Here is a 19,230-nt window from a genome sequence, read left to right on the forward strand (position 1 = left end):
ACTGAATAATAATGAGCATAATGTTCATTTTTGGAGAATGATATGGATCTGGTTCAGCTGGAGATCTTCAAGGCGGTGGCTGAACACGGCAGCATCAGCGCCGCCGCGCAGCACATCCACCGGGTGCCCTCGAACCTGACCACGCGCATCAAGCAGCTGGAGCAGGATCTGGGCGTCGACCTGTTCATTCGCGAGAAGCACCGCTTGCGCCTGTCTCCCGCAGGCTGGAATTTTCTCGACTACACGCGACGCATCCTGGATCTGGTGCAGGAAGCGCGCTCCGCCGTTTCCGGGGAGGAGCCACAGGGGCCTTTTGCACTGGGGTCGCTGGAAAGCACGGCTGCGGTCAGGATTCCTGCGCTGCTGGCCGCCTACAACCAGCAGAACGCCAAGGTCGAGCTGGACCTGTCCACCGGCCCGTCCGGAACCATGATCGACGGCGTGCTGGCCGGTCGACTGGTCGCTGCGTTCGTCGACGGGCCGGTGCAGCATCCATCGCTTGACGGCGTGCCGGTCTTCGAAGAGGAAATGGTCATCATCGCGCCGCTCAATCATGCACCGGTCAAGCGCGGGCGGGATGTCAGCGGAGAGAGTATCTATGCGTTTCGTGCCAACTGCTCGTACCGCCATCACTTTGAACGCTGGTTCACCGATGACGCGGCAGTGCCGGGCAAGATCCACGAAATGGAGTCCTACCACGGCATGCTCGCCTGCGTCAGCGCCGGTGCCGGGCTGGCGCTGATGCCGCGCAGCATGCTGGAAAGTATGCCCGGCTGCGCCACGGTCAGTATCTGGCCGCTGTCCGAGAAGTTTCGCTACCTGCACACCTGGCTGATCTGGCGCCGCGGCACGGTGTCACGCAGCCTGACCCGCTTCGTCGAGTTGCTGGAACAGCGCAGCGAGCCAGAAAACGTTTAACGGGCTGCAGAAACCCGCTCGGCAATCGCCGCACCGACTTGCTGAGTCGAAAGCGTGCCGCCCAGATCCGGCGTGACGTCGCCGTTGGCGATCACTTGCTCGATGGCGGTGATGATTTCGTCATGGGCCGCGGTGAAGCGTTGGTCGCCCTGGCCGAGGAATTCGAGCATGAGCGCACCCGACCAGATCATCGCGATCGGGTTGGCGATGTTCTGGCCGAAGATGTCCGGGGCCGAGCCGTGAACCGGTTCGAACAGCGACGGGAAGTGACGCTCGGGGTTGAGGTTGGCTGACGGCGCAATGCCGATGGTGCCCGCGCAGGCCGGGCCGAGGTCGCTGAGGATGTCGCCGAACAGGTTGGACGCCACCACCACGTCGAAGCGCTCGGGTTGCAGCACGAAACGGGCGCAGAGAATGTCGATGTGTTGCTTGTCCCAGCTGATGCCGGGGTACTGGCTGGCCATCGCTTCGGTGCGTTTGTCCCAGTACGGCATGCTGATGGCCATGCCATTGGATTTGGTCGCCGAGGTCACGTGCTTGCGCTCGCGTTTGCTGGCCATCTCGAAGGCGAATTTGAGAATGCGGTCGACGCCGCGACGGGTGAACACCGATTCCTGCAACACGAATTCGTTGTCGGTGTTTTCGAACATGATCCCGCCCAGCGACGAGTATTCACCTTCGGTGTTTTCCCGGACCACGACAAAGTCGATGTCGCCCGGTTTGCGATTGGCCAGCGGGCAGGGCACGCCGGGAAACAGCCGCACCGGACGGATATTCGCGTACTGGTCGAATTCGCGGCGGAACTTGAGCAGCGAGCCCCACAGCGAGATGTGATCCGGGACCTTTTCCGGCCAGCCGACGGCGCCGAAGAAGATCGAGTCAAAGCCTTTGAGCTGTTCGAACCAGTCGTCCGGCATCATCTTGCCGTGCTTCAGGTAGTAATCGCAGCTGGCCCATTCGAAGTACTCGAACTCCAGGTCCAGCCCGTGCCGTGCGGCAGCGGCCTGCACCACACGTACGCCTTCGGGCAGCACTTCCAGGCCGATGCCGTCACCGGCGATGGCAGCAATACGCAGTTTCTTGTTGTTCATGGCGGCGCTCTCTCTGAATCGATCCATTACGGGTGTGCGATGAATGAGTTGCACAGGCCATCCATGCTATAAGCGCACGATATAAAGATAATCAGCTGATTAATGCACTGAGAAAACACGAATCGTGAATAAACACCCCAGCCTCGATGATTTGAATGTGTTCGTTCATGTGGCCCGGCGCTCGAGCTTCGTCGGGGCTGCGGATGAGCTGGGCATGTCCGCTGCTTATGTCAGCAAGCGTATTCGTTTGCTGGAGCAGGGCATGGGTGTGGTGTTGCTGCACCGCTCGACCCGGCAGGTGTCGATTACCGAGGATGGAGAGCGCGTCTACGAGTGGGCCAGGGGTATGCTCGACTCAGTGCAGCAGATGGGCGAAGAGGTGGCTGCATTGCATGGCGAGCCGAGTGGCTTGTTGCGGGTCGTCAGCAGTCAGGGCTTCGGCCGGCGTTTCGTCGCGCCGGCGTTGTCGGAACTGGCGTCGCGTTATCCGAAGCTGGATATCCGTCTGGACATTCAGGACCGGCTGGTCGATCTGATCGAGGAGGGCGTCGATCTGGATATCCGTGTCGGCAACGAAATCGCCCCGCACCTGCGCGCCAGGCATCTGGCCAGCAACTGGAGGGTTCTGTGCGCGAGCCCCGGCTACCTCAACCTTCACGGCACACCGCTCAATCTTGGCGAACTGGCCAATCACGATTGCCTGGTGATCAAGGAGCGCGACCGGCCATTCGGCATCTGGCACCTCAACGGGCCGCAGGGTGCCGAAACCGTCAAGGTGACCGGCAGCCTGTCTACCAACCACGGCGAAATCGCCCGTCAGTGGTGCCTGGACGGGCGCGGGGTGTTGCTGCGTTCGCTGTGGGATGTGCGCACTGACCTGGCCGAGGGCCGGCTGGTTCAGGTGTTGCCGGATTACCGCCAGGATGCAGACATCTGGGCGGTGCACACCTCGCCGCTGATGAGTTCGGCCAAGGTGCGCGTCACGGTGGAGTTTCTGCGCGACTACCTTGCCCTGCATCCTTCGCCCGTCAACCACTGAGGCACGCCACGCAGCGTCAGTGCGTGCCGGCCGCCTTGTTCAGGTCGCTGTCGGTCCACTCGGTGTAGATGCACGCGTCTGCGGCTGCCCAACGCACGCGCACCGGGTCGCCCGTCTTGAGTGACATGCCGTTCGCGGAAAGCGCCTTGACGGTCATGGCAGTGCCTCCGGCAGTGACCACCGAGCACGTCTGGCTCTCGCCGAGGAAAAGCACTTCAGTGACCGTGGCGTTCACCTCATTCCAGCCTGCTTCGAGCGGCATGGCGGCTGCCTGGGACACGCTCAGCGCCTGGGCTTTCTCCGGGCGCACCATCAGCAGCACGTCCTGATCGGTCTTCAGCCCTGCGGTCAGGCGAATCGCCAGTGTGCTGCCTTCGAAGGTCGCCACGGCATTGCCCTGGGCCTTGAGCCTGAGGAAGTTCGAGTTGCCGAGAAACGAGGCGACGAAGGCATTCGGCGGATCCTGGTACAGGTCATAGCCCGAGCCCAGACCGACGATCTTGCCATGGCTGAAGATGGCGATGCGCTGTGACAGGCGCATGGCTTCTTCCTGATCATGGGTCACGTAAACGATGGTGATGCCCAGCCGGCGATGCAACTGACGCAGTTCGTCCTGCAGGTCTTCGCGCAGTTTCTTGTCCAGTGCGCCCAGAGGCTCGTCCATCAGCAGGATGCGCGGCTCGTAAACCAGCGCCCGGGCGATGGCGACCCGCTGCTGCTGGCCGCCTGACAGTTGCGAAGGGCGACGATGAGCGAAGGCTTCCAGCTGAACCAGCTTGAGCATCGCATCGACTTTCTTCTCGCGCTCGGCCGCAGGCAACTTGCGGATTGCCAGCGGAAAGGCAATGTTGTCGCGTACCGACAGGTGCGGGAACAGCGAGTAGCGCTGGAACACCATGCCGATGTCACGCCTGTGCGGCGGCACATTCACCAGCGATTTGCCGCCCACCAGAATCTCGCCCGAGCTGGGCGTTTCGAAGCCGGCGAGCATCGACAGCGTGGTGCTTTTTCCCGAGCCGCTGGAGCCCAGGAAGGTCAGGAATTCACCGTCCTGGATGTCCAGAGAAATGTCGTCGACAGCGGCGAAATTTCCGTAGTGCTTGTTCAGATTACACAGGCTGACCAGTGTGTTCTGGTGCTGATGGGCGGGGTCTTTGATCACGGCACTCATGAAGTACTCCTGGCTTCGTTGCGGCGACGCAGGGTCGCGGCGATGAACATGATCAGCACCGACAGGGCGATCAGCAGCGTTGAGGCGACGGCGATGACCGGCGTCAGGTCCTGACGCAGGGTGGTCCACATTTTCACGGGAAGGGTTTGCAGGGTCGGGCTGGCCATCATCACGCTCAACACCACCTCGTCCCACGACACCAGGAACGCGAACAGCGCACCGGCCATCATGCCCGGCCGGATGCCGGGAAAGGTCACCTTGTAGATGGCCTGCAAGCGTGAAGCGCCGCAGATGACCGCGGCATCCTCGATGGACTGGTCGAACAGCTTCAGCGAATTGATGATCGAGATGATGGTGAACGGCAAGGCAACGATCACATGGCTGACGACGAAGGAAAACAGCGTGCCGGTGTAACCGAGCTTGAGAAACAGCGCGTAGACCGCGACAGCGATGATCACCAGCGGCACGATCATCGGCAGTGTGAAGACGCCGTACAGAAGGTCACGCCCCGGAAACCGGCCACGCACCAGCGCGAACGCAGTGGGCAGGCCCAACGCCACCGAGGCGAAAGTGGTCAGGATCGCGACCTTGAAGCTGGACATGGCCGCGGCCATCCAGTCCGGATTGGAAAAAAACTGCTGATACCATTTCAGCGTCCAGCCGGGCGGCGGAAACACCAGCCACTGCGATGAACCGAACGACAGCAGGACGATGAACAGGATCGGCAGCAACAGGAACAGCGCGATCAGGGCGGTGGTCAGGTACAGGCCCGTACGCAAGCCGGGGCTCATGGCATTGGGTGTCAGGAGCATGGCGGTTTACCTCGCGTTGCTGGCGCCGACCGGTGATTCCGGCTGGAGCTTCAGGTAGAAGTAGAACAGCACCAGCGTGATCAGCACCAGCAACGCAGCGGCGGCACTGGCCAGCCCCCAGTTGAGGAACGATTGCACCTGCTGGACGATGAATTCGGGCAGCATCATGTTCTGCGCGCCGCCGAGCAGCGCCGGGGTGACGTAGTAACCGAGCGACATGACAAACACCATCAGGCCTCCGGAAAACAGCCCCGGACGGCACAGTGGCAGAAACACTCTGAAAAAATTGCTCCACGGGCTGGCCCCGCAGATCGAACCCGCCTGCAGCACCATCGGATCGATGGCCTGCATGGTCGCCTGCAACGGCAGGACGATGAACGGAATCATGATGTAGCTCATGCCGATCACCACACCGGTCAGGTTGTGCACCATTTCCAGCGGTTGATCGATGATGCCCATGACCATCAAGGCCTTGTTGACGACCCCGGAGGCCTGCAACAGCACCAGCCACGAATAAGTGCGGGCCAGCAAGCTGGTCCACATCGACAACAGCACGATATTCAGAATCCAGCGTCCCCAGCCGCGTGGCACCAGGGTGATCACCCAAGCGAGCGGGAAGCCCAGCAGCAGGCTGAACAGCGTCACCAGGCCCGCTACGGAAAAGGTATTGAGCAGCACCCGCGAGTAGGCCGAGTTGGCAAACAGTTGCTCATAGTTGCCAAGGCCCGGCACCGGTTCAAGCACGCCCCGCAGCAGCAGGGCGATCAGTGGGGCGAAGAAGAACAGCCCGAGGAAGATCAACGCCGGAAGCAGATTGCGGCTGCCGCGCCAGCGCTGCGCGAGGGAAGGGGATGGCAGCATGCCCGACGCCTTCTGGCTGGCCGCGCCAGCGGTGCTGGAAGCACCCCCGGCCGGCATGGATTGACGAGGAGCAACCGCTGTCATTTTTACTTGACCAGCCATTCGTTCCACCGTGTCGCGATATCAGCGCCATTCTTGGCCCAGTATGCGAAGTCGAGAGTGATTTGATCGGCAACGTGCGCGGTCGGCAGGTTAGGTGCCAGCGTAGAGTCCAGGCGCGCAATGCTCTGGGTATTGACCGGGGCATAGGCACTGAGGTTGGAGAAGTCCGCCTGGCCTTTGGCGCTGGTCGCATTGGCGATGAACTTCATCGCGGCGTCCTTGTTTTTTGCGCCCTTGGGGACGACCAGAAAGTCCGCCATGACCAGGTTCTGCTTCCAGCTCACCCCCACCGGGGCGCCATCCTGTTGCAGGGCGTAGACCCGCCCGTTCCACATCTGCCCCATCGACACTTCACCGGAGGCCAGCAGTTGCTGGGACTGCGCACCGCCGCCCCACCAGACGATGTCCTTCTTGATGGTGTCGAGTTTCTTGAAGGCGCGGTCGAGGTCCAGCGGGTAAAGCTTGTCGGGGGCTACACCATCGGCCAGCAGGGCCAGTTCCAGCACGCCGGGGCTTGGCCACTTGTACAGCGCGCGCTTGCCAGGGTAGGTCTTGGTGTCGAACATCGCGGCCCAGTCACCAGGCGCCTTGCCGCCGACTTTGCTTTCGTTGTAGCCGAGCACGAAGGAGAAGAAGAACGAACCGGTGCCGTGGTCAGTCACGAAGCGTTTGTCGATCTCGTCGCGTTTGATGGTGGTGAAGTCCAGAGGCTCCAGCAGGCCTTCGCTGGCGGCGCGCAGGGCGAAGTCGGCTTCAACATCGACAACGTCCCACTGCACGTTGCCGCTTTCGACCATGGCCTTGAGTTTGCCGTAGTCAGTAGGACCGTCCTGCACGACGGTGATGCCACTGGCCTTGCTGAATGGAGCCGCCCAGGCCTCCTTCTGGAAGTCCTGCGTGGAGCCGCCCCAGCTCACGAAGTTGACGCTCTCGGCGGCAATAGCGGCGACACTCGAGAAAGCCAGCACGCCTGCGGCCAGGACTGCTGTTGCACGTTTGTTCAACACCATTTTTACGCCCTCATTTGTTGTGTTTTGAGCGGGCTTTACTTGCCCGCGTAATCGGGAGCAGTAGGTCCAATGGGCCTTGAAACCTTGTACGGGTCAGGTGCTGTTATTAGTGCTGTCCCTTGCCGGGCGCGTCTGACCAGATCTTATACTTATGGAATGTCATATTATGGTATTCCAAACTTTCTGCAAGCGTTTTGCCCTGTCAAAACGCCTTCACGGTGGGTTTTCTGATCAGTGCCTGTGGTTGCAGGCGGCGGATTATCGGGCTCGCGTGCCAGGCGTTTACGTGGTCAGCCGGGAAACGGAATACTTTCAATCACTTCCAGATCGTAGCCGGTCAACCCGGCGTATTTCAGGGGTGGACCAAGGTGGCGCAGCTTGCCGACGCCCAGGTCCTGCAAGATCTGTGCGCCCGTGCCGACCTCGGAATAAATGCGTGATTGCGAGCGGGTGTATTGGCGGGGCGGCTGGGTGAGCTGCGGAATGCGCTCCAGCAGCGCTTGAGACGATTCGTGATTGGCCAGCACCACTACCACACCGTGACCTTCTTGCGCGACACGTTGCAGGGCGGCCCAGAGTGTCCAGTTGGCAGGGCCGTTGTATTCGGCACCCACCAGGTCACGCAGCGGGTCGACAACATGCACGCGCACCAGTGTGGTGGCGTCGCGACGGATGTCGCCCATCACCATGGCCATGTGCACGCCACCTTCGATGCGGTCTTCGTAGCTGAACAGACGGAAGGTGCCGTGCACGGTCGGCAGTTCGCGCTCGCCAATCCTGACGATGGTGTGTTCGGTGCTCAGGCGGTAATGGATCAGGTCGGCGATGGTGCCGATGCGGATGCCGTGCTTTTTGGCGAACACTTCCAGGTCAGGTCTTCTGGCCATGCTGCCGTCATCATTCATGACTTCAACGATGACCGACGCTGGCGTGAAACCGGCCAGGCGGGCCAGGTCGCAGCCCGCTTCGGTATGTCCGGCGCGGGTCAGCACGCCGCCGTCACGCGCGCGCAATGGAAAGATATGCCCTGGCTGCACCAGGTCTTCCGGTACTGCGTGCGGGTTGACGGCGGCCTGAACGGTACGCGCACGATCTGCCGCGCTGATACCGGTGGTCACCCCCGTGGTGGCTTCGATGGACACTGTGAACGCCGTGGCGAATACGCTGCCGTTGCTGGGCACCATCTGCTCCAGGCCCAAACGCTGGCAGTGTTCGTCGGTCAGCGTCAGGCAGATCAGACCGCGCGCCTCGCGGGCCATGAAACTGATTGCCTGCGGCGAACAGCAATCGGCGGCGAGCAGTAGATCGCCTTCGTTTTCCCGATCCTCATCGTCGACCAGCAACACCATCTTGCCCTGGCGGTAGTCTTCAATGATGTCTTCGATGCGATCGAACGCCATAGTCAGTTTCCCGGTTTTATGGGTGAATGAATCGTGGTATACCATAAGACAGAATATTTCACAGATTGCCTATCAATGAAACAGTGAGATCGCGATGAAAGCCTATTGGATTGCACACGTTGATGTGACCGACCCCCAGCAGTACAGCGAATACACCCAGCGCGCGCCCGCGGCTTTCGAGCTGTTTGGTGGCAGGTTCCTTGCGCGCGGCGGGCGTTCCGAGGCGCTCGAAGGGCGTGATACGCCGCAGCGCACGGTGATTATCGAATTTGAATCCTACGAGAAAGCGGTGGCCTGTTATCGGTCGCCCGAGTACCAGCATGCGATGAGCCACAGGCAGGGCGCTTCAAAGGCCGAGATCGTGATCGTCGAGGGGCAGTTTTAAGCGTTCAGTTGCGAGCTGAAAGCTTCAGGCGTTCATCGGATGAAGTGCACTTTGCCGGTGTCGTCGTTACCGATATAAATGCCGTAGACACCCGCCTGACGTTCTTCGATATAGCGTTCCAGTATCTGGCGAATGGCGGGGTAATAGATGCTGTCCCACGGGATGTCTTCGGGGGCGAAGAATCTGTAGTCCAGGGTTTCCGGGCCGAACCGGCCGGTTACCTCCAGCGCGATGGCACGGAACACGATGTAGACTTCGCTGATGCGCGGCACGCTGAAAATAGAGTAGGGCGAAAGGATCTCGGCGCGTACACCGGTTTCTTCCCAGACTTCGCGCAGCGCCGCCTGCTCGGTGGTTTCGCCGCTTTCCATGAAGCCGGCAGGCAGTGTCCAGGTGCCGGGGCGCGGCGGGATGGCACGCTGGCAGAGCAGGTACTTGCCTTCCTGCTCGATGATGCAACCCGCGATGATCTTCGGGTTGACGTAGTGAATGTACTGACAGCCACCACAGACCAGCCGCACGTGTGTATCGCCCGACGGCACACGCTTAGCCAGATCAGCGCTACCGCACTGGGGACAGAAGCGCGGTGTGGCCATTTCAGCGACCTATGCGAGGTTCTTTCAGCGCGACGGGGGCGACGATGTCGCGGACTTTGCTGTCTTCGTCCTGCTTGGATTTGAGGTATTCCAGCGCCACGCGCGCGGCGTTGCGTACGTGATCGACCGACGCCTGATGCGCTGCCAGTGGGTCGCCGCTCTTGATCGCTTCGACCATGAGTTCCATTTCCTTGTTGCTGGCTCCGCGGCGGTTTTCCTGGGATACCGAGGTGGCGCGCAGGTAGCTGATGCGCGCCTGCAATTGGCGTAGCTGGGTCGCGGCCACATGGTTGCCCGAGCCTTCCAGCAATACATCGTAGAAACCCTGGACCGAGTCGATCACCTGCTGCAGTTCGCCTTCCTTGAGCGCCTGGCGATTTTCCTCCAGGGCCTTTTCAAGTGCACGGATGTCCTTGGGCTTGGCGCGCAGGGTAAACAACTGAACGATCAGGCCTTCCAGCACGCAACGCAGTTCGTAGATATCGCATGCATCAGCCAGCGTGATAATTGCAACACGCGGGCCTTTGGCATCGGCGAACTCGACCAGACCTTCGGATTCCAGGTGGCGCAGTGCTTCGCGCACCGAGGTGCGGCTCACACCGAGGCGGTCACACAGATCACGCTCGACCAGACGATCACCCGGCAGCAGCTGAAAGTTCATGATTGCGCTGCGCAGCTTGTCCAGCACGATCTCGCGCAGCGTGACGGGGTTGCGGTTGACCTTGAAGGTGTCGTCGAGAGGCAGGCGTTTCATCGGGTGTGCTCGGAATGGGGCTGTCAAAGTAAAAACGTGACTGGAAATAAAGTCTCGCTCATGTCGGCAACCTGCACACTGCGCGGGCTGCTGCATGGCCCGGACGGATGAACCCGGGTCGCGGCCGAGTTTATCACGCCCATGCCTGCAACCACCAAAACCGCCCTGAGCCGCCTCAGACGATGGCTGGCAGTGCACCCATCTTGCCCCGGTGATAGACCATCGGTGTGACCGGTGTCGCCGGCAGGATCAGGTTTTTCACCTGACCGACAATGATCGCGTGATCGCCGCCGTCGTATTCGCGCCACAGCTCACACTCGATAATCGCCGTGGCGTTGCTGAGCAACGGGTTGCCCAGCTCGCTCAACTGCCACTCGATGCCCTTGGTCTTGTCCTTGCCCTTGCTGGCGAAGGCATAGGCTTCTGTCTGTTGATCGGCAGACAGCAGGTGAATCGCGAATTTCTTGCTGTCGCGCAACACCGGGTAAGTGTCCGATTCGTAGTTGGGGCAGAACAGCACCAGTGCCGGGTCGATGGACAGCGCACTGAATGCGCTGGCAGTAATACCGAACAGGTTGCCCTCTGGGTCCAGGGTGGTGACGATGGTCACGCCCGAAGGGAATGACGCCATGACTTCTTTGTAAATACCGGGTTCTATCATCGCAGCGGCCTCTTTAACGCATGACAAATGGATCAGGCATGGGCGCCTGCGAAAGGTTGATCCACACCGTTTTCAGTTCGGTGTAGGCCAGCACGGAGTCTATCCCGCTCTCGCGACCGTAGCCGCTATTTTTGAAACCACCGATAGGCGCCATGGCCGACACGGCTCGATACGTATTCACCCAGATGATACCTGAGCGAATATCCCGCGCCAGACGGTGCGCGCGTCCCAGGTCGCGGGTCCAGATTCCGGCGGCGAGGCCGAACTGGGAGTCGTTGGCGATGGCCAGCGCTTCGGCTTCGTCCTTGAAACGAATCACCGATGCCACCGGGCCGAACACTTCTTCCTGCATGATCTTCATCGAATTGTGATCGCACTCGAACAGTGTAGGTTCATAGAACCAGCCTTTGCTGTCCAGCGTCGGTCGCTTGCCGCCCAGGCGCAGGCGTGCACCTTCGGCCAGCGCGTCGGCCACCAGGCCTTCTACCACAGCCAGTTGCTGGGCAGTGGCCATCGGGCCCATTTCAGTGTCTTCATCCTGCGGATTGCCTATGCGAATCCGGCTGGCGCGCTCGGCCAGGCGTTCGACGAACTCGTTGTAGATTTCGTCCTGCACCAGCAGTCGCGAGCCAGAAACACAGCTTTGTCCAGACGCCGCGTAGATGCCGGCGACGGCGCCATTGATGGCGCTGTCCAGGTCGGCGTCGGCGAAGATGATATTGGGTGATTTTCCGCCCAGCTCCAGTGACAGTTTGGCAAAGTTCTCCGCGCTGCTGCGCACCACATGTCGCGCAGTAGCCGCGCCACCGGTGAAGGCTATCTTGCGCACCAGCGGGTGCCGGGTGAGGGTCGCGCCAGTGGTCGGGCCGTAACCGGTGATGACGTTGACCACGCCAGGCGGAATGCCGGCTTCAAGTGCCAGACGCGCCAGTTCAAGCACGGTGGCGGAGGCGTGTTCCGAAGGTTTGAGGACGATGGTGTTGCCAGCAGCCAGTGCTGGTGCCAGCTTGATGGCGGTCAGGTACAGCGGGCTGTTCCAGGGGATGATCCCGGCCACCACGCCCATCGGTTCGTGCACGGTGTAGGCGAACAGATCCGGCTTGTCGAGGGGCAGGGTGCCGCCTTCGAGCTTGTCAGCCAGCCCTGCGGTGTAATGAAAGAACTCCGGCAGGTAGCCGACCTGCCCGCGGGTCTCGCGAATCAGTTTGCCGTTGTCGCGGCTTTCCAGCTGCGCCAGTTGCTCCTTGTTATCGGTGATCAGGTCGCCCAGCTTGCGCAGCAGCTTGCCGCGTGCCGTGGCCGTCAGGCCGCGCCAGGCCTGACCCTCGAAGGCTTTCTGGGCGGCCTGAACGGCCCGCTCGACATCGGCTTCGTCAGCATCCGGCAGTTGCGCCCAGGGTTCGGCCAGCGCCGGGTCGAGGCTCTCGAAGGTGTTGCCGGACAGCGCGTCGACCCACTGGCCGTCGATGCACATCTGAAAGCGGGTAAGGCTCATGCAACAATCCCCTTGATCGAATGGTGAGCGGAAGCCGGTTTGTCGAGGCCGATCTTTTCGAAGAAACCGAGCAGCACCTGGTTGACCAGACGTGGCGATTCAACCGGCATCATATGGCGTTGATCGGGCAATATAGCGACGTCGGCACCGGGGATACGCGCGGCCAGTTCGCGGGCCATTTGCGGCGTCGATCCCGGGTCAAGTTCGCCCGTGGCGATCAACGTCGGTGCGCGAATATCGCCCAGATCCTCGGCGCGGTACATATCCTGAGTGGCGAACAGCTTGTACGTGGTCAGGTAACCCTGCGGATCGTTGCTGGCCAGGTTGTGCCGAATGGCCGCAATCTGCGCCGGGCTGGCTGCCTGATACTCACGGCTGAACCAGCGTGAAAGCGCCTCGCCCGCATTGGCGTCCGGGCCATGCTCGGCAGCCTGGCTGGTGCGCGCAATGACGCTGGCACGTTGTTCCGCGCTGCGATTGAACACGCTGTTGAGCACCACCAGCCCCGACAGGTGCTGAGGGAACTCCAGCGCGAACGCACGCGCCACCAGACCGCCCATCGAGAAACCGACGACCGCCGCCTGCGGCAGCTGCAAATGCGTCAGCAACTCGTGCAGTTGTTCGGCGTAGCCCGGCAGGCCCGTCTCCGGGTCGGGGCGGGGGCTGGCACCGTGGCCGAGCATGTCATAGGCGATGACCTTGTAATGCGTGGCCAGACCGACGATCTGGCCGCCCCACATTTCCTTGTTCAGGCCCACCCCGTGAATCAACACCACGGGGTGACCTTGGCCGGTAGCCAGATAGCTGGTACCCGCCGGGGTGTGTTCAGCGGTGAGCTGAATCATGGATCGCTCCTGCGCAGAGGTTAAAGATGATCGGGCCACGAGCCCTTCATGAGTTACTGGGCTTTTTCGGCCGCCAGCTCTTCCAGGTCGATATAGCGATTGCCGATTCGCGGGTGCAGGCGTCCGCCATTGGCGGCGCCAAGGACTACGATGATTTCGTCGGCACGCGGCGAATCCTCGATGTGCATTTCCAGGGTGATGTAGTGCGAGCGCAGCCCTTCATCGTCCTTGTGCATCATCGGTATCTGGATCGACGTACCCGGGCCGCCGCGTTTGTTAGTGAAGCTCAGGTAGCTCTTGGCCTTGACGGCATCACGGTAATGATTGCCAAAGCGCAGGGTATGAATCACGGCTGATGCGTGTTCGATTTCGCCTTCCGCACCGACCACGGCAGCCTTGCCGTAGGCCTCGATCTTCTCTGCACCGCCAATCGCGTCGGTGAGGCGTTTGACCATCAACTCGCCCAGTGCGGAGCAGTTGGCGCGAATCTCCGGTTTCAGGTCTTCGACGAAACCACGGCCCAGCCAGGGGTTTTTGATCACCGCGGCCAGCCCGATCATGGTGACCGGCTTGTCGGTGGCCTTGCCGCCCTCGATGAAGGTTTCTTCGGTGTACTTGACGATCTTGCGAATTTCAAAGCTCATGAACGACTCCCGGAGCAGATGTCTTTGTATTTCGTCTGATGGTATACCATAAGACTGTGCATGCAAATCCTTTATTTGCGGCGGCTACCGGGCTTGTCGTTCACCTCATTTTCCTCGATCCATACTCGCGCACAGCTCTAGCTCGCACTCATCAATGACCATTCGTCAGGTGCGAAGGCAATCGCTTTGAACAGGCGTCTTCTGGTTGTGACAGATATTCGGTGAGCCCTAAAAAGCCCCATCGAATTTTTCACTAAGGAGACTCCGAACATGAAAGCCATCGTCTATGGCGGTCCGCGTGACGTCAGTGTCAAAAACGTACCGGATGCGAAGATTCAGAAGCCAACAGATGCTCTTGTCAGAGTGACCTCCACCAATATCTGTGGCTCGGACCTGCACATGTATGAAGGCCGCACGTCTTTCGAGACCGGGCGCATTTTCGGCCATGAGAACCTCGGCCAGGTGATTGAAGTCGGCGCCGGCGTCGACCGTATCAAGGTGGGCGACTGGGTGTGCCTGCCGTTCAATATTGGCTGCGGCTTTTGCGAAAACTGTGAGAAGGGCCTGACCGGTTATTGTCTGACCGCCAACCCCGGCAGCGCGGGTGCGGCTTACGGCTTTGCCGACATGGGCGATCATGAAGGTGGCCAGGCCGAGCTGTTGCGTGTGCCGTATGCCGACTTCAACTGCCTGCTGTTGCCCGAAGATGCCGCCGAGCGTGAAGAGGATTACGTCATGCTCTCGGACATCTTTCCGACCGGTTGGCATGCCACCGAGCTGGCCGGGCTGCTGCCTGGCGAAAGCGTTGCCATCTATGGCGCCGGTCCGGTCGGTCTGATGGCCGCCCACTCGGCAATGATCAAGGGCGCCTCGCAGGTGTTCGTGGTCGACAACCATCCAGATCGTCTGGCACTCGCGGCGAAGATGGGCGCGACGCCGATCAACTCGCTGGAGCAGGGCGCAGTGGATCAGATCCTCAATCTGACCGACGGTAAAGGTACTGACCGAGGCTGTGAGTGCGTCGGTTATCAGTGCTGCGACCGTCACGGTCACGAGGCCAACCACGTCACCATGAACAACCTCGTTGCCTCGACCAAGGCGACGGGTGGAATCGGTGTCGTGGGCGTTTTCGTGCCGCAGGATCCGGGTGCCAAAAACGACCTCGCGAAGGAAGGCAAGATGGCCTTCGACTTCGGTTCGTTCTGGTTCAAGGGCCAACATATACGCACCGGTCAGGCCAACGTCAAGGCTTACAACCGTCGCCTCGCCGAGCTGATTCACCACGGACGCGCCAAGCCTTCGCAGATCATTTCCCATCGTCTGAAGCTTGAAGAAGGCCCTGACGCCTACAAGCACTTCGATGCACGTGATGAAGGCTGGACCAAGGTGGTGCTCAAGCCAGGTGCGTGATAAGCGCAGTTGACCAGGCTTGGCTTGAGAGCCCTTGTCGTATCTGCCACAGGTGATCGACAAGGGCATCAGCGCTTCAGTCACAACGTTTTATTCAGAGAGATTTTTTCAAATGAACGAAGAATACCCAAAGCCGCCATTTGCCAGTCAGCCACAGGACGTTCCAGGCCTGCAGGGCAAGATGGACCCCTATCCCGATTGCGGTGAAAAGAGCTACAAGGGCTCCGGACGCCTGCAGGGCAAGATCGCGCTGATCACCGGCGCGGACAGCGGCATCGGTCGTGCAGTCGCGATCGCCTTTGCACGTGAAGGCGCGCAGGTCGCGATCTCCTACTTGAACGAGCATGAGGACGCGCAAGAAACCAAGCGCTGGGTCGAAGAGGCGGGCCGTAAATGCCTGCTGTTGCCAGGCGACCTGGCACAGAAGCAGCAGTGCGAAGACATCGTGAGCAAGACCGTTGCAGAGTTTGGTCGCATTGATGTACTGGTCAACAACGCTGCGTTCCAGATGACGCATGAAACGCTGGACGAAATCTCCGACGAAGAGTGGGTCAAGACCTTCGATATCAACATCACCGCGATGTTTCGCATCTGCAAGGCTGCGGTCCCGCATATGCCGCGGGGCGGCTCGATCATCAATACCAGTTCGGTGAATTCGGACATGCCCAAGCCGACGCTGCTGGCCTACGCGACCACCAAGGGCGCGATTGCCAACTTCACTGGCGGTCTGGCGCAGTTGCTGGGCGAGAAGGGCATCCGCGTGAACAGCGTTGCTCCCGGCCCGATCTGGACGCCACTGATCCCGGCGACCATGACTGACGAAGACGTGAAAAGCTTCGGTAGCGAGACACCGCTGGGACGCCCGGGGCAGCCTGTGGAAGTTTCGCCGATCTATGTGCTGCTGGCCTCGGACGAAGCCAGTTACATTTCCGGCTCGCGCTATGCAGTGACGGGCGGCAAGCCGATTCTGTAATTACCCCGACAACGCCTTTTTTGTTGAAACGGTGCCCGAACAGGCGCCGTTTTTTCAGGCGTCAATGACACTCTGTATCTGCCCAAGCGGGCTGCCACTGATCAGTCTAATTTCCAGACTGATTCATTCTTTTTTTCGCATATCGGGCAGGTTTTCCGGTCGCCATGACGAACGAAGGCAGCGTATCGGCATTCATCAGCAATAATGAAGTCCGGGTCGTTGTGTTGCTCAAGAACTCTTGTTTTCGTTGTGCTGGTGTGTGCGCATTCACGCTCAACGCCTGCATGGCGGCTATATAGTCGGCAGGATCAAATTTTTCTTCGTTGGGGCCATGCTTAGAGATTTTTCTTAATGACTTTCTGAACTCGCCGGACCACGCCTTGACCTGTGAGGTATCCGCTCCATCGGCGAGGAGCCTATCAGTACCCGTCAGATAATAAAACGCATCCACTGTATTCAGGCGAACATGGGAGGCCTCGTGAATAAGGGTTTGTGCAACTTCCAGCACATCGTAGTTGGCAAGAAGAGAGGCGGACACCCCGATCCGTTCGACCGCTTCGTGAAACTCGCCATGAAAATCAGTCGAAGCGAGAGTGTGCTCGGGTCCATCAAAAAGGAACAGAGTCAGATCAGATTCTGGACCGCCGATGGACTCAATGAGCTCCTGCATCTGCCGTAACGAATCCTCCACGTCGATACTCGTAGCGGCGCGAGCACTCGGGGCCAGCGCGCCAAAAGTTGCGTCGAAAGCCTTGTTTACGTCTCGCCTCGGTGATGCTTTTAGCAGCTCGGAACGCGTGAACCCCAATAACGAAACGGCAGCATCCCTGGCGTCATACATTTTGGATAGCTGCTCAGGCGAGAACTCGGAAAGGTCCTTTGCAACGACAACGGTAACGGGCACGTCGTAGGGAGCAGCTCCTTGTTGATCAGCAAACCGCAAAGGCGAATTCCTGACAAAACGATACAGATTCATCCCGTCCACTGTGCCCGCCGGATCCGGATTGATCCATCGCTGCAACCACGGCGCGTAATAGCGCAGGCCGTAGTAGTACAGCCCCGTCGCATCGCGTTCCTTGCCGGAATAACGAATGGTTTTATAGCTGGCTTCAACCGTACTGCGTCCTGCCCACCACGAGGTACCACCAAACGGGTAGTAACTTTCCTGGCTGATGATGTGCGCATTTTTGTCCAGCTCCAGGGCGCCGGACCCCAGATGATCGGCGAAGCTGTAGCGAACCTGATCGTTTTCAAGTCCTTCGGGTTGACCCGCCTGCCAGTGCAGCACCCGTACCTCGTTGCGCCCGGCCTGGGTAACGATAACGTGCAAAGTCTCGGCTGCGGCGCTGTTGCTGTGCACCTCCAGGCCTGGTAAGTAGCGCACTTCGGCATTGTGGACAACGGCTTTCGCCTTGGTCGTATGGATTTTGCGCAGGCGTTGCCCACTGGCGTCGTAGACATAGCGCTCTTTGTCGTCGTCACCCGCTTCCCGAACCACAGGCCGCACTTGCTGCAACTGATTGCGCCAGTCCCAGCTCATCGCTTGCCCGGCTTGCAACTCATTCAGATTGCCATTGGCGTCGAACGCGGCAGCGATGGCCGCTTCATCCGGCGGTCGATCGTTGATAACCGGCAGGCTGCGATTGCTGGTTTGCGAAGTGACCAGGGTGCGCGAGTGGGACTGGGTGCCCGTGTGGGTCAGTTGCAGCAGATTGCCGCTCGCATCATAGCGGTAGGTTTGCGTGTAATTGGCCATTTGCGTCGGATCGAGGGGAGTCTGGAAGGATGGAAAAACAGGGCCTTGGTTGACTTTCTTGGCCTCCCTGCCGGTAGCCTGGATCAACTGATAAAGCGTGTCGTATTGATAAGTCGACACCGGCTCGATGCGCTGACCGGCACAACACCGTGTCGGCTGGGCGCGATCATTAATACGCAGGACATTGCCCAGCGGGTCGTAGTCATACAGCAGATGTTGCAGCAGTTGGCCATCTGCCCGTGTGCCTTTGAGTTCGATCAGACGGCCATTTGCGGCGTCGTGCAGCGCCTTGGTTACAACGCCGTTGCCAGCAGTTTCCGAGGTTACGTAGCCTTGAGCGTCGTAATCGATACTGTGAACCAGAACTTGCTCTGTCTGTCCGGGGAGGCCAAGTGAAATGGCCTCAACATGACCTGCCACAGTATGGGCAAAGGTCTGGACGTTACGCTGGGCGTCCGTCTGCGAGATGACATCGCCAAGCGGACTGTGTGCCCAGCGCGTAGTCGCGCCTGGACCAGGTTCGAGCAGGGCGTCACGTTCTGCCAGCGGTTCTGGCCAGTCGACATTTTCAGGATTGAAGAGAAAATGCCGCGTCTGTTCAAGCACGCCACCTGCCAGGGCGAACTCGTCATCCATTCGCGAACCAGCCGGGTCATCATGGCGTATACATTGGCCGCACTGGTTATGGCCCTTGGTATCCGGCCCGCCGTATTGCCGCCGCTCGACGCAGCGTCCGTTTTCAATGATGGCGACGGGTCTGAGCAGGGCGTCATACTGCACGCTCCGCTCAGTCCCACGGCCATCCCAGCCAGCCACGACCGCGCCGCTGTCACCGGCCAACATCAGCCGCCAACCGGCATCGACACTGTCGCTCAGAAGCGCCTGACCACTCAGGGAAAACACAGTAGCAAGATTGACCGCAGCCTGGCTTTCCCAGAGCCTTGCATCCCAGCAGTTGACCGGATGCCCGGCAGCATCATGAGCCACGCGGTTTACAAGTCGTTGCGGCGTATCCGTGGCCTGGTTGCGCCAAAATTCAATCGCGCGAATCTCCAGACCGCGTGGATCAACGACATTCAGGCGGGGCGTATGATGATGCAGTGCGGCAGACTGTACGTTCATGATCACGTCATCCCTGACTGGTGACTTGAGCCCAGGCTATGTAAGTAAAGTATCGTCGTGAGTGCAGCATAGCGCAGGCCAATGAGACCATCGGCCCTAAACGTCTTGTTAGCTTGTCGACGCGCGTCACGACGCGTCGCAAAATCGACGAGCCGTAGCACTTGGCATTTTTGCCGATGGCCGGT

Annotated in this window: 18 protein-coding genes; 5 read left to right on the forward strand and 13 right to left on the reverse strand. The window is 60.1% G+C overall.

Going from position 1 to position 19,230, the window contains the following annotated elements:
• The first annotated feature begins 42 nt into the window (after positions 1–42).
• Entirely contained in the window at positions 43–918 is an 876-nt protein-coding gene (gene ptrR, locus V476_RS23230; RefSeq protein ID WP_003410140.1) for a putrescine utilization regulator PtrR, read from the forward strand.
• On the opposite strand, the gene V476_RS23235 is transcribed toward ptrR, so the two are convergent.
• The gene (locus V476_RS23235; RefSeq protein ID WP_024959814.1) at positions 915–2,009 is read right to left on the reverse strand and encodes a tartrate dehydrogenase; all 1,095 of its coding nucleotides are present in this window, start codon (positions 2,007–2,009) and stop codon (positions 915–917) included. The two genes, ptrR and V476_RS23235, sit on opposite strands and share 4 nt — an antisense overlap.
• Before the next feature lie 124 nt (positions 2,010–2,133).
• Here V476_RS23235 and V476_RS23240 point away from each other — a divergent pair, with 124 nt between their 5' ends.
• Positions 2,134–3,048 (forward strand): LysR substrate-binding domain-containing protein, encoded by a 915-nt coding sequence (locus V476_RS23240; protein WP_024959815.1) that lies wholly within the window; start codon positions 2,134–2,136, stop codon positions 3,046–3,048.
• Between the two features lie 16 nt (positions 3,049–3,064).
• Here the strand turns inward: V476_RS23240 and V476_RS23245 are convergent, their stop codons facing one another.
• From V476_RS23245 to ribBA, 5 genes are all read right to left on the reverse strand, one after another.
• A complete protein-coding gene (locus tag V476_RS23245) occupies positions 3,065–4,219 on the reverse strand; it encodes an ABC transporter ATP-binding protein (protein WP_024959816.1) in 1,155 nt (384 codons plus the stop codon).
• Entirely contained in the window at positions 4,216–5,031 is an 816-nt protein-coding gene (locus tag V476_RS23250; protein ID WP_003317997.1) for an ABC transporter permease, read from the reverse strand. Before V476_RS23250 ends, V476_RS23245 begins: the two co-directional genes overlap by 4 nt.
• A 6-nt stretch (positions 5,032–5,037) precedes the next feature.
• Positions 5,038–5,994 (reverse strand): ABC transporter permease, encoded by a 957-nt coding sequence (locus V476_RS23255; protein WP_024959817.1) that lies wholly within the window; start codon positions 5,992–5,994, stop codon positions 5,038–5,040.
• Entirely contained in the window at positions 5,979–7,004 is a 1,026-nt protein-coding gene (locus V476_RS23260; RefSeq protein ID WP_024959818.1) for an ABC transporter substrate-binding protein, read from the reverse strand. Before V476_RS23260 ends, V476_RS23255 begins: the two co-directional genes overlap by 16 nt.
• 290 nt (positions 7,005–7,294) lie before the next feature.
• Positions 7,295–8,404 carry a bifunctional 3,4-dihydroxy-2-butanone-4-phosphate synthase/GTP cyclohydrolase II gene (ribBA, locus tag V476_RS23265; protein WP_010411300.1) on the reverse strand — a complete coding sequence of 370 codons (1,110 nt, stop codon included), beginning with the start codon at positions 8,402–8,404 and terminating at the stop codon, positions 7,295–7,297.
• A 94-nt stretch (positions 8,405–8,498) separates the two neighbouring features.
• On the opposite strand from ribBA, the gene V476_RS23270 reads away from it, so the two are divergent.
• On the forward strand, positions 8,499–8,789 hold the full coding sequence (locus V476_RS23270) for a DUF1330 domain-containing protein (RefSeq protein ID WP_003348666.1): 291 nt from the start codon (positions 8,499–8,501) through the stop codon (positions 8,787–8,789).
• Between the two features lie 32 nt (positions 8,790–8,821).
• On the opposite strand, the gene V476_RS23275 is transcribed toward V476_RS23270, so the two are convergent.
• From V476_RS23275 to V476_RS23300, 6 genes are all read right to left on the reverse strand, one after another.
• Complete coding sequence (locus tag V476_RS23275) at positions 8,822–9,385, reverse strand: NUDIX hydrolase (protein WP_016568044.1); 564 nt, start codon at positions 9,383–9,385, stop codon at positions 8,822–8,824.
• A 1-nt stretch (position 9,386) separates the two neighbouring features.
• Entirely contained in the window at positions 9,387–10,139 is a 753-nt protein-coding gene (locus tag V476_RS23280; protein WP_003410157.1) for a GntR family transcriptional regulator, read from the reverse strand.
• A 175-nt stretch (positions 10,140–10,314) separates the two neighbouring features.
• Positions 10,315–10,800, reverse strand: a complete 486-nt coding sequence (locus V476_RS23285; protein ID WP_003420850.1) for a flavin reductase family protein — start codon at positions 10,798–10,800, stop codon at positions 10,315–10,317.
• 13 nt (positions 10,801–10,813) lie between these two features.
• Positions 10,814–12,295, reverse strand: a complete 1,482-nt coding sequence (locus V476_RS23290; protein WP_024959819.1) for an aldehyde dehydrogenase — start codon at positions 12,293–12,295, stop codon at positions 10,814–10,816.
• Positions 12,292–13,140 (reverse strand): alpha/beta fold hydrolase, encoded by an 849-nt coding sequence (locus V476_RS23295; RefSeq protein ID WP_003416402.1) that lies wholly within the window; start codon positions 13,138–13,140, stop codon positions 12,292–12,294. The genes V476_RS23290 and V476_RS23295 overlap by 4 nt, the downstream gene beginning before the upstream one ends.
• A gap of 53 nt (positions 13,141–13,193) precedes the next feature.
• The gene (locus V476_RS23300) at positions 13,194–13,784 is read right to left on the reverse strand and encodes an amino acid synthesis family protein (RefSeq protein ID WP_024959820.1); all 591 of its coding nucleotides are present in this window, start codon (positions 13,782–13,784) and stop codon (positions 13,194–13,196) included.
• Between the two features lie 270 nt (positions 13,785–14,054).
• Between V476_RS23300 and V476_RS23305 the strand changes: the two genes are divergently transcribed.
• The gene (locus V476_RS23305; protein ID WP_024959821.1) at positions 14,055–15,194 is read left to right on the forward strand and encodes a glutathione-independent formaldehyde dehydrogenase; all 1,140 of its coding nucleotides are present in this window, start codon (positions 14,055–14,057) and stop codon (positions 15,192–15,194) included.
• A 112-nt stretch (positions 15,195–15,306) separates the two neighbouring features.
• Positions 15,307–16,167: an SDR family oxidoreductase gene (locus V476_RS23310; protein ID WP_003318012.1), complete on the forward strand. Its 861-nt coding sequence runs from the start codon at positions 15,307–15,309 to the stop codon at positions 16,165–16,167.
• Positions 16,168–16,273: 106 nt separating this feature from the next.
• Here the strand turns inward: V476_RS23310 and V476_RS23315 are convergent, their stop codons facing one another.
• A complete protein-coding gene (locus tag V476_RS23315; RefSeq protein WP_024959822.1) occupies positions 16,274–19,045 on the reverse strand; it encodes an RHS repeat domain-containing protein in 2,772 nt (923 codons plus the stop codon).
• Positions 19,046–19,230: the final 185 nt, after the last annotated feature.

The sequence above is a fragment of the Pseudomonas syringae KCTC 12500 genome (assembly GCF_000507185.2).
GTDB classification, from domain to species: Bacteria; Pseudomonadota; Gammaproteobacteria; order Pseudomonadales; family Pseudomonadaceae; genus Aquipseudomonas; species Aquipseudomonas syringae.

Bases quoted from the DNA above. Each gene is read 5' to 3' on its own strand.
- ptrR (WP_003410140.1), top strand. From the start codon at position 43: ATGGATCTGGTTCAGCTGGAGATCTTCAAGGCGGTGGCTGAACACGGC.
- V476_RS23235 (WP_024959814.1), bottom strand. From the start codon at position 2,009: ATGAACAACAAGAAACTGCGTATTGCTGCCATCGCCGGTGACGGCATC.
- V476_RS23245 (WP_024959816.1), bottom strand. From the start codon at position 4,219: ATGAGTGCCGTGATCAAAGACCCCGCCCATCAGCACCAGAACACACTG.
- V476_RS23250 (WP_003317997.1), bottom strand. From the start codon at position 5,031: ATGCTCCTGACACCCAATGCCATGAGCCCCGGCTTGCGTACGGGCCTG.
- V476_RS23255 (WP_024959817.1), bottom strand. From the start codon at position 5,994: ATGGCTGGTCAAGTAAAAATGACAGCGGTTGCTCCTCGTCAATCCATG.
- V476_RS23260 (WP_024959818.1), bottom strand. From the start codon at position 7,004: ATGGTGTTGAACAAACGTGCAACAGCAGTCCTGGCCGCAGGCGTGCTG.
- ribBA (WP_010411300.1), bottom strand. From the start codon at position 8,404: ATGGCGTTCGATCGCATCGAAGACATCATTGAAGACTACCGCCAGGGC.
- V476_RS23270 (WP_003348666.1), top strand. From the start codon at position 8,499: ATGAAAGCCTATTGGATTGCACACGTTGATGTGACCGACCCCCAGCAG.
- V476_RS23275 (WP_016568044.1), bottom strand. From the start codon at position 9,385: ATGGCCACACCGCGCTTCTGTCCCCAGTGCGGTAGCGCTGATCTGGCT.
- V476_RS23280 (WP_003410157.1), bottom strand. From the start codon at position 10,139: ATGAAACGCCTGCCTCTCGACGACACCTTCAAGGTCAACCGCAACCCC.
- V476_RS23285 (WP_003420850.1), bottom strand. From the start codon at position 10,800: ATGATAGAACCCGGTATTTACAAAGAAGTCATGGCGTCATTCCCTTCG.
- V476_RS23290 (WP_024959819.1), bottom strand. From the start codon at position 12,295: ATGAGCCTTACCCGCTTTCAGATGTGCATCGACGGCCAGTGGGTCGAC.
- V476_RS23295 (WP_003416402.1), bottom strand. From the start codon at position 13,140: ATGATTCAGCTCACCGCTGAACACACCCCGGCGGGTACCAGCTATCTG.
- V476_RS23300 (WP_024959820.1), bottom strand. From the start codon at position 13,784: ATGAGCTTTGAAATTCGCAAGATCGTCAAGTACACCGAAGAAACCTTC.
- V476_RS23305 (WP_024959821.1), top strand. From the start codon at position 14,055: ATGAAAGCCATCGTCTATGGCGGTCCGCGTGACGTCAGTGTCAAAAAC.
- V476_RS23310 (WP_003318012.1), top strand. From the start codon at position 15,307: ATGAACGAAGAATACCCAAAGCCGCCATTTGCCAGTCAGCCACAGGAC.
- V476_RS23315 (WP_024959822.1), bottom strand. From the start codon at position 19,045: ATGAACGTACAGTCTGCCGCACTGCATCATCATACGCCCCGCCTGAAT.